This window comes from Phaeobacter sp. (assembly GCF_022825805.1).
Lineage (GTDB): Bacteria > Pseudomonadota > Alphaproteobacteria > Rhodobacterales > Rhodobacteraceae > Phaeobacter.
This window is the reverse complement of the sequence record NZ_JAJDWC010000026.1, coordinates 1-7,202: the sequence shown is the minus strand read 5'-3', so window position 1 is coordinate 7,202 and position 7,202 is coordinate 1. Positions and strand designations below refer to the sequence as shown.

Genomic DNA, 7,202 nt, shown 5'->3' with positions numbered 1-7,202 from the left:
GAGAGGAAATCAAGAAACAGACAATCCGAAAACGCCGGTTGCAGCACCAAGCCGCTGCTGCCTAAACTCAAACAGAAACCGAACCAGAGCCTCTGTTACGAAAACGCTTCAGCTCTCCGAAAATCTCTGACGACGGACATGATGTCGGTAGAATGATGCTAGATCAACACCCTATTCCTACAAACGGCTGGTCGCCACTCGCTGGCCCACTTGGTTCTGGCACAAATTGGGCTGCCGATTTTCTCCGCGAAGCCAATCAAGCAGCACAGCTCCAATATAATCTTGGTACGGTTGATCTGAACGATCCAGCGCAAGCGGCGGCCTTGGTCAACCTGGCCGAGGCGCGATTGAAAAACCTCTACGGTTTTCGACTGAAACTGCGGATCGCCCATACCGTCTCGACCGAACAGGCGGCCTTACTGGCTAGCGTCGGCGCGATAGAGGTTTCGGTCGATCCGTTGGGATCACCTATTGGGGCGTTGGAAGATAGGGCCAATGCCCTATCCATCCAGTCTGTGCGAGCGCTGGCGGAACAAGAAGTCACACCACATTGGTCGCTGTCGGCCAAGGCGCTTACACTGGACGAAATTCGCGCGGTGATGACTGTGACCCTGCAACTGCCCCCGCCATCCGCTATTCTGAATGGGCCCGAAGGCAGCTCAGAAATCCTTGGACAATGGCAGAAAGCAGCGACACCGCAATGCTGCTCTTACGCGCGCGGCCCCGGTTTCTTGCGGGTACTTGATCGGCGTCAAGGGGCGCGGGATTGGCGCTTTGTCGTCCTGAACGAAGCACAGGCCCAAATTTTGCTCACCTGCCGTGAGGCGCAGACTGTTGATAGTCTTGCCGCGATGGATGTGCTGCCGGTGGATGCGATAAACTCAGTGCTAGGGGCGCTGCAGCAATATGGGTTGGTCCTTATCAGCGGTGACACAATCGTAAGCGTTGTGCCGCGTCGGCATTTTTCGGAACGCTGGGCGTCTGGAGATCATTAGAGTAGAAGGGAGGGCGAGCGTGCAGGCAAAGCAGGCCACACCCACGCTGATTAGACCGGATTTTACGGCCCTGAAGCGGTGGGCGGCGGCATCAGCGAGGCCCCTCGAACAGGTGTTTTTCCGGCGTCAGGCTGCGCTGAACCAAAAAATCTGTGTGATCGAGCAAGAAATTTCTGTTCTGGGCAGGGCCCTTTGTCCTAGCTATGAGGCCGCGGTGGCGCAATGCGTCACAAGCGCTGAAAGGCATGCGCTGATTTCGGTGCGACGGGCACTGCACGCCGGACGAGCCTTGCGTGCGTCTGAGATCCGTGAGCTTGAAGATGTGCCACTGGGATCCGACCTACGGGGAAGAACCTCTTCCTACACGGGTCTGCATCAGCGGCTCGCCGCGCTGAGTGACAAAGTCCAGGCGGCGATTGACGAAGACGAGGCTCGTTGCGATGCCGCGCTTCTGGCCTTGTGGTTGTCGGGGCCGTTGCGCGATGCGCTAGTCTCAACACAGCCCGACTTGCACAACCGTGTAGCCAAGCTCATCGTCGCGCCGTCGGCTGACCCCAAGAAATGGCGCAGGATGCGGTTAACACTGTTATCTTACATTCAACGCCTGTCGGCCAAGACCAGCCCGATGGGGCAAATGGGTGCTGCTGGGTTCGCGGGAGGCGAACAATCGACGACGGCGACTCCCCATGTCGTGAGGCTTGCTGTGCCATCCGCGCGGGCATTGATTGATCGGTGTTTGAACCTTGCGGGCGACGACACGCCGCTATTTCCAAACCCCAGTTTGAAGTGTGGGACCGACGGGGCTGTCTCTGCTTTGGTTGCCGGGAATAGCACCAGCACCGCATCTCTCAAATCGCTTGAAGATCAGTCAAAAGCTGCGTTGATCTGTCTATTGGTTTTATCCCAACCCGGCAAAATGACACCTTGGACCTTACGGGATGTCGCGCATACTTTGATCGGTACTGCCAGCCGCGACCAAATCGCCAGACTGGTTCATTCTCTGATCGCAGAAGGGTTTTTACAGCGTTCAGTTCCGTTTGACGAAAGTTGCAACGATCTTGCACGAAGGCTGGCAGACACGCTAACCACCTTGCCAAATGACGTCATCCAAACACTACACAAACTTCAGGCAGCTCTGGATGATTTGGCCACTTCGGAAACCCCTTCTAACGAAAAGCGCGGAACCGCGATAGAACTGGCCCAGACATTATTGGATGCAGACGGGTCCGTCACGCCTGATGTTTCCGTCACTGTAACCCCTGCTGCCCGGGCTGCTGACCCGCCCGATCTGGTGCCCTCAATCAAGGTTGGGCTGGCACTTCTTACAACGCTTCTACCGCTGTTCGCAACTGAACAGTCGGCCCGAGTTGCGCTAAACCAGGCTTTTGATGCTGAGTTTGGTGCTATGGGTCAATGCGATGATGTAGTCGGATTTCTCGCGGGGCTTGATATTGCAATGTTTGGGCAGAGCGATCTGCAAGCCGCGCGGCAGGCAAAGGTGCTAGACCTGTTGTTGGACCAGATGGCAGTCGGCAAATCACGGTTGACGGTGGATCCAGCGGTCATTCGAGTGTGGCAAGAGATGTCAGCCGAAGTCGCGTCAGCGGGGGCTGGCGAGGTTGCGATTTTTGGACACCTTAGCCGCATTAATCAGGCCCCCGCCTTTATATTTAACCGGTTGGGGCCAGGCGCAGGCACGATGACGGCTCGCCACCTAAGTGGCAGTGACGAGGCGCGAGCCTTTGGTGCTGATTTAGCCGTAAGGCTGTCACCGGCCAAGCCGATTGAGCTGGCCGGACATTTCGGGTTCAGCGGTGAAACTTGTGAAAGCCCTGGTCTGGCGCGGTTGCTTTATCCCGGCGAAGCTGGTGCAAGTGGTTTAGCTTGGTCCGATCTTCGGTTGCGACGCGATGGGACGGGTGCGCTGACGCTTTGCCTTTCGGATGACCCGACTCCGTTGGCACCCGTGCATTTTGGCACTCTTGCCCCGCAACTGTTGCCGCCAATCGTGCAGCGCATGCTGCTGCTTGGCCCGGTCGGCTTTGCAGATATGCCGCTGCTAGACCTCCTTGATGCCCGGCGCGCTAACCGCGCGGCGGATCAATGCCCGTTACTGCGACACTATCCACGTCTTGAGGTTCAGGGGCTTGTTCTTATGCGGGAAAGCTGGCGCATGACGGCTTCGCATGTGCCGCGGCCACCTGCCGGTGCGAACCCATTCGAATGTTTCCGCCAGATTGACACCTGGCGCCGCGACCTTGGCCTGCCCGATCACGTCTATATGACGCCAATGTCCACTGCCGAAGCGCTGGAGCTGCGGGGCGGTCGGATCAAGGGGCTGCACCGGCTGCGCAAGCCGGTCTTCGTTGATCTGACCGATCCCGGATCGGTGCGCGTGATGATGCATTACTTTGACCCGAGATCGAACAGCTTGACCTTTGCCGAGGCACTGCCGGACCCGCTGGCCAATCCTGATGCGGTGCATTCGGAATGGGTGTTGGAACGACGGGGGCGCAGATGATCGTCGCTGCGCATACCGGCCACACCGGGCTGCCGGAGCCATCCACGATGGATCAATGGGCCGCGTTTCATCTGTTCCACGCAGGTGATCTTGATGACGTGTTGCTACAAGTCGTGAAACCGGTCATTGCAGAGGTGCAGACCGAAAATCCAACGCTCAATTGGTTCTTTCTGCGCTACTGGAATGGCGGGCCGCATGTGCGTTTGCGCGTGCGTGGCGTGACACCTAACCGCGCAGCAGAAATCGGATCGGCTTTACAGGCACGATTGATCGCTCTCGGCACGACTGCGCTGGATGCACATGCCTATGCTCAGGTCTGTAGCCGCATGGACCAAATGCGGGCTGATCTTCCTGAAAGTAGCAGTGGGTTGCTTGAACCGTGCGAGCGTTTGGCCACCGGAGGTACCGTGCAAAGACGGAACTACCAGTTTGATGCTGGAAAATACGGAAACGACAGGGTTTCAGGCGCAGTTGAGGAGGCCTTTTGCACATCCTCTGTCCTGTCGATAAGGGCATTGCCGGTGATCGCCCAAGCGCGGCAAAGTCGTAGCGGCGTCGCCGCATTGTTCATCGCTTCGGGTGCTCGTGCGCTGGCAGGATCACACCTTGAGCGTGCAGATTTTCTTGATGAAATCGCCACGCAATCGGCGGACCTAATGGCAGAAATCCCGGCACCCGGTGCCGTTGACTTGCCTCCAGCCACGTTAGTCACGGTTGCCAAGGGTGACGATCCAATCCAAACCACTGGCTCAATGCTGGCGGCGCTTTTGATAGTGTGGCACGCAGCCTGCGAAAAACTCGTTGCCCGCGTAGATGCCGAATTGGCGAAGCAGCAATCACGCCTTGCGGCACAGGCGCTTTTGATGGATGCACAGCATCTTTTGATGAACAGGCTGGGCGTCCCAACGCGAATTGAGCCGCATTTGCTGCGGCTCGTAGCGGCAGCACTTCGTCATGAACCGACATATTTGAACCGCGGGAGCGACTGATATGAAAGCGGAATTTTGGGGCCAATTCAAAAAAATCTATGAAGACCCCGCCCAACCTTGTGTAGAAGTCGAGATGTATAGCGAGGATGTGGTCGAAGACTATGACGTCCTGTTTCCGGTCAATGACATCGATATGTACCAAGACATTGCCCGCCGCTGCCCTGGCCCCATCCTAGAACTCGGCGCGGGCACGGGCCGCGTCCTATGCGAACTGCTCCGCGTCGGACATGAAGTGACTGGGCTTGACCTGTCTGCCTCAGCCTTGAACATAGCCCGAAAACGCCTTGCGGATCTGCCGCCTCAGGCGCAGGCTCGTGCGCAGTTGGTCGAAGGCGATGCCACAGCGTTCGATCTGGGGCGAACGTTCGGGTTAATCACGATTCCCGCATGCAGCATCGTTTTGTTTCAGGATCGCGCGGCCCGGCTGGATATGTTTCGCACGATCGCAGCCCATCTCGCGCCAGATGGTACGTTCGCCTTTGATTTTCCTCTGTTGGATTGGAACAGGCAGGCAGAATGGGACAAACAGATCGTTGACTTCCGGTTCAACCGCGATGGCATCGACAGGCATATTCGATTGGGTGTGCGGGCGGCCACCACCCGCAACAGTCTTGAAGTCAACATTCATTGGATCCCACCGAAGACTTGTGCGGCCAGGCCCCATATGCTGGAGCGCAAAACAGTTCTGGTAATCGACGTCGCTGAGATAGAGGCAGAATTGGCTGAGGCCGGGCTAGCCGTCACCGCGCGCCGAACACAGGGCGTTCCGGGCGGAGGTGGGCGGGTGCGCTGGATGGAATGCGGTCTCGCGCGCGCCGCCGACTATCCACTGTGGCATCCCCATATGCCTGTTACCGCAACCGAAACGGGGGCGCTGTCGCTTGAGCGAGGTCAGGGTGCAGAAGTTCTGGACGAGCAGGGTAACCGCTATGTCGATTTGGCATCGGGGTTGTGGTCGACCCCCCTGGGGCAAGGGCACGCTGGCGTAATCAACGCAGTGAACCGGCAGTTGCAAACCCTATCTTACGGTACGTTGTTTGCCGGATATTCCAATCAGCCTGCCGCAAATCTGGCACGTAAGTTGGTGGCGCTTGCGCCGACAAATTTGGGATGCTGTTATTTGACTAACAGCGGTTCAGAATCCGTTGATCTGGCGATCAAGATCGCTCGCAGGTTTCATGCAGCAGGCGAGCGCGGACCGCGCGCGGATGTAGGGTATCTTGATCAGTCCTATCACGGCACTTTCTTTGGCAGCATGGCGGTTAGCGGGCTTCATCCCAGTCAGGCCGAGGCCGCACCCGGTCTGCCTGGTGCCGTCGCGATTCCATCTCCTATCCCGCGTTTGGCCGCGAAACCCAACGACACAGCAGCCTATGAACAGGCCTGCGCCGATGTGCTTGAGGCGCGCATCACTGCGCCTGATAGCCGGATCGGAGCGTTCATTCTGGAACCTGTAATGGGGTCCGCTGGGGCCATTGTGCCCTCACAAGACTATCTTTCACGGATCTCGCGGATCTGTCGCGAGCATGAGGTACTGTTAATCGTGGACGAGGTCGCGACTGGATTTGGACGCTGCGGTAGCTGGTTTGTCAGCCCGAATCTGGGTCTTCAACCCGACATCCTGCTTTTGTCCAAAGGGATCAGCGCGGGGTATCTACCTTTGGGCGCTGTGCTCTTCAGCCATGAAATCGGGCGCCGATTGCGCGACGCGAAGCTTAGTCTTGGTCACGGATCAAGTCACAATGGCAACCCCGCATGTTGCGCGGCAGGCCTGGCCACCATCGCAGCACTTGAGTCCGAAGGCCTGATTGATAGAGCCGCCGCATGCGGGCGCCGACTAGCCCGGCGGCTTGACACATGGGTCGGTCGGGCACCGGTGCGTCGGCTGCATGGGATGGGCTTATTTCAAGGGCTGGAATTAGAGCAACAGAACGGTGAGGATCTATCAGCTGTTCAGGTGGCTCAAGTTCAGTCGGTTTTGCGAGGGCTGGGTGTGTTGACCTATGCTGCGCCTTCAGGGCTTGTTTTGCTGCCGCCACTGAACATTCCAGACGCCCTGCTTGATAGCGCGATAGATAAGATAGAGGCCGCGCTTACTGGCATCAGCTTCGCAGACGGGACCTTGCACCTACGGGCCGCGCCGACCCCATGATAGAGACGGCGCTGATAGTAGGATCAGGAGGATGGATCGGCCAAAAACTGTCTGTCGTGCTTCGCGCTCGCGGCTGGCAGGTCATCGGTTTTGATCGTTGTGCCGGTCCAAATGTGGCCGTGACCGGCGACCGCTTCAATCCCGATGATTTGGCGAAGGTGCGCCACGCCTGCCCCGAAGGCGCGATTGTTTTTGACCTTATCGCCTATGAAGAAACAGCGGTGCAAAGCCTGTGCAATGCGCTGGATGGTAAGTTAGCACGCTATGTCGTTCTGAGTACGGTGTCAGTCTATTCTTCCCTTGGATCAGAGTGTGCGACCGAGGCTCAGGCAGTTCTGGGAGCTAGCGATGGGCCGGGATATCAGGCCGGTAAACGCCGAGCCGAACAATCGCTGACCGCGCTCGCTCTAGATGTGGAGCCTCAATAGGTTGTTCCGATTTAATCGTAACCGGCTGATTGGTGGTTTTGATTTTAGGGCCGCGTGTGGTCTGTGCCAATTGTAGAGATGTGTCCAGACGGGCAGATCGGCGGCGCGGTCGTCTGA

At 57.8% G+C, this 7,202-nt stretch carries 5 protein-coding genes and 1 pseudogene; 5 read left to right on the top strand and 1 reads right to left on the bottom strand.

Translation table 11 applies throughout. The features are described 5' to 3' along the window. The first annotated feature begins 152 nt into the window (after positions 1-152). The 5 genes from Q0C28_RS02610 to Q0C28_RS02590 are packed head-to-tail and all read left to right on the top strand — an operon-like array spanning position 153 to position 7,085. A complete protein-coding gene (locus tag Q0C28_RS02610) occupies positions 153-995 on the top strand; it encodes a DUF5825 family protein (protein ID WP_293573090.1) in 843 nt (280 codons plus the stop codon). A gap of 19 nt (positions 996-1,014) precedes the next feature. After that, positions 1,015-3,516 (top strand): lantibiotic dehydratase, encoded by a 2,502-nt coding sequence (locus Q0C28_RS02605; RefSeq protein WP_366934221.1) that lies wholly within the window; start codon positions 1,015-1,017, stop codon positions 3,514-3,516. 47 nt (positions 3,517-3,563) lie between these two features. Then, positions 3,564-4,505: a lantibiotic dehydratase C-terminal domain-containing protein gene (locus tag Q0C28_RS02600; RefSeq protein ID WP_293573089.1), complete on the top strand. Its 942-nt coding sequence runs from the start codon at positions 3,564-3,566 to the stop codon at positions 4,503-4,505. Between the two features lies 1 nt (position 4,506). After that, positions 4,507-6,657 carry an aminotransferase class III-fold pyridoxal phosphate-dependent enzyme gene (locus Q0C28_RS02595; protein ID WP_293573088.1) on the top strand — a complete coding sequence of 717 codons (2,151 nt, stop codon included), beginning with the start codon at positions 4,507-4,509 and terminating at the stop codon, positions 6,655-6,657. Positions 6,658-6,713: 56 nt separating this feature from the next. Beyond that, positions 6,714-7,085: a hypothetical protein gene (locus tag Q0C28_RS02590; protein ID WP_293573087.1), complete on the top strand. Its 372-nt coding sequence runs from the start codon at positions 6,714-6,716 to the stop codon at positions 7,083-7,085. Here the strand turns inward: Q0C28_RS02590 and Q0C28_RS02585 are convergent. Further along, positions 7,065-7,202, bottom strand: a pseudogene (locus tag Q0C28_RS02585) (IS481 family transposase); the annotation flags it as partial. The gene Q0C28_RS02590 and the pseudogene Q0C28_RS02585 sit on opposite strands and share 21 nt — an antisense overlap.